This is a genomic window from Polaromonas sp. (genome assembly GCF_036676035.1).
In the GTDB taxonomy this organism is placed as follows: Bacteria; Pseudomonadota; Gammaproteobacteria; order Burkholderiales; family Burkholderiaceae_C; genus Polaromonas.
In genome coordinates this window covers 1-1,512 of the sequence record NZ_JAKFDR010000053.1, presented here as the reverse complement: position 1 = coordinate 1,512, position 1,512 = coordinate 1, and the positions used below count along the sequence as shown (strand labels likewise).

Genomic DNA, 1,512 nt, shown 5'->3' with positions numbered 1-1,512 from the left:
TATCGCCAGCATGGCCGGCCTGGTATCGGCGGTGGCGGTGTTCTTTTTGGCCAATCGACTGTTGCCGGTGAGTCTGGCGGGGCGGGCCGATTGGGAAGTGAATGCGTTCTTCATAGCCTGGGGCCTGAGCGTGGTGCACGCGGTGTTGCGTCCGGGGCGCAAGGCGTGGATCGAACAGCTGACGCTCGGCGCTGCGCTGTTTATCGCGGTGCCGCTGATCAATGCGCTGACCACGCCGTGGAATCTTGGTGCGACCCTGATACAGCGCGACTGGGCACTGGCCGGATTTGATCTGACGTGTCTGGCGACGGGGCTTTTTCTCGGCTGGGCTGCGCGCAAGATGCAGCGTACGGGCGAGCGCGTCAGCGTTCGCAAAGCAAGTCCTTCGCCTCGCTCGATCACAGTCGAACAGGGGGCCAACTGATGCTGCTGGCCCTGTTGCTTACTTACGCCGGCTTCACCGCGTTGTGCCTGTCGATGCCACGTCATCACGCCGAATTGCTCGGCGCCAAACCGTCGACGCGCCGCCGTCAGGGTCTGGCGCTGGCGGGATGGCTGTTGTTGGCGCTTTCGCTGTGGGCAGCGGTCGCAGCCAGTGGCTGGAGTTTCGGTCTGGTCGACTGGTTCGCGGTGCTGATGCTCAGCGCTTTGGCATTAGTGCTGTTGCTGCCGTATCGCCCGCGTCTTGCCATGGCCCTGGCCGGGTTGAGCCTGCTGGCGAGCCCGGTCGCCGCCTGGGCGCAGTGCTGAAGTGCTGATGGGTCTGCCGCCGGAATCGCGTGACGATGAAGCGCGTGGCGCGCGTGCGCATTTTCTTCAGGTGTTTCTGTCCCAGCGTGCGCAAATGGAGGCGCTGGTGAACCGGCGCGTCGGTTGTCGGGCGACCGCGGCGGATCTGGTCCAGGATCTGTTTTTGCGCTTCTGGCGGCGTCCGCTGGTCCAGGTCGAAGAGCTCAGCACCTATCTGCTGCGCTGCGCCGGCAACATCGCCATCGACCATTTGCGCAGCGAAGGCACGCGCACGCGGGTCAACGAAGGCTGGCAGCCGGACGAACCCGACAGCCATGGCAGCGAACCCCAGGCCGCCCTCGAAGCCGGCAACGATCTGCGCCATGTCGAAGCCGCGTTGCGCGCCTTGCCCGAACGCACGCGGCAGATCTTTCTGCTCAATCGCATTCACGGGCGCAAGTACGCTGAGATCGCCAAGGCCATGGGCCTGTCCCAAAGTGCCGTGGAAAAACATATGATGCGCGCCCTCGAGGCCTGCAAGGCCAGCCTGCGCGACCCCGCGCCACGCCTGCCAGGGAAAGCACCGTGAAGCCATCCGATCCGATCACACCGACACCGGCCCAGGAACAGGCCGCGCTGGCCTGGCTGAGCCTGTTGCATGACCGCCCGAGCACTGGCGATCAGCTGACCTTCAGCCAATGGCTGCGCGCCGATCCGGCCCATGCCCAAGCGTATGCGCAGGCGCAGGTGATCTGGGAACTCAGCGAAAGCCCCGCGCGCACG

At 65.3% G+C, this 1,512-nt stretch carries 3 protein-coding genes and 1 pseudogene; all 4 read left to right on the top strand.

Features of this window, described 5'->3' with window-relative positions; genetic code table 11:
• Positions 1-424 (top strand): annotated as a pseudogene (locus V6M61_RS08230) (PepSY domain-containing protein); the annotation flags it as partial.
• Positions 424-750 carry a DUF3325 domain-containing protein gene (locus V6M61_RS08225; RefSeq protein WP_122610800.1) on the top strand — a complete coding sequence of 109 codons (327 nt, stop codon included), beginning with the start codon at positions 424-426 and terminating at the stop codon, positions 748-750. The pseudogene V6M61_RS08230 and the gene V6M61_RS08225, both read left to right, overlap by 1 nt.
• A 7-nt stretch (positions 751-757) precedes the next feature.
• Positions 758-1,318, top strand: coding sequence for an RNA polymerase sigma factor (locus V6M61_RS08220; RefSeq protein WP_332776079.1), 561 nt, complete (start codon positions 758-760; stop codon positions 1,316-1,318).
• Positions 1,315-1,512 (top strand): DUF4880 domain-containing protein (locus V6M61_RS08215; protein WP_332776078.1); only part of this gene is annotated, 198 nt, incomplete at its 3' end. The genes V6M61_RS08220 and V6M61_RS08215, both read left to right, overlap by 4 nt.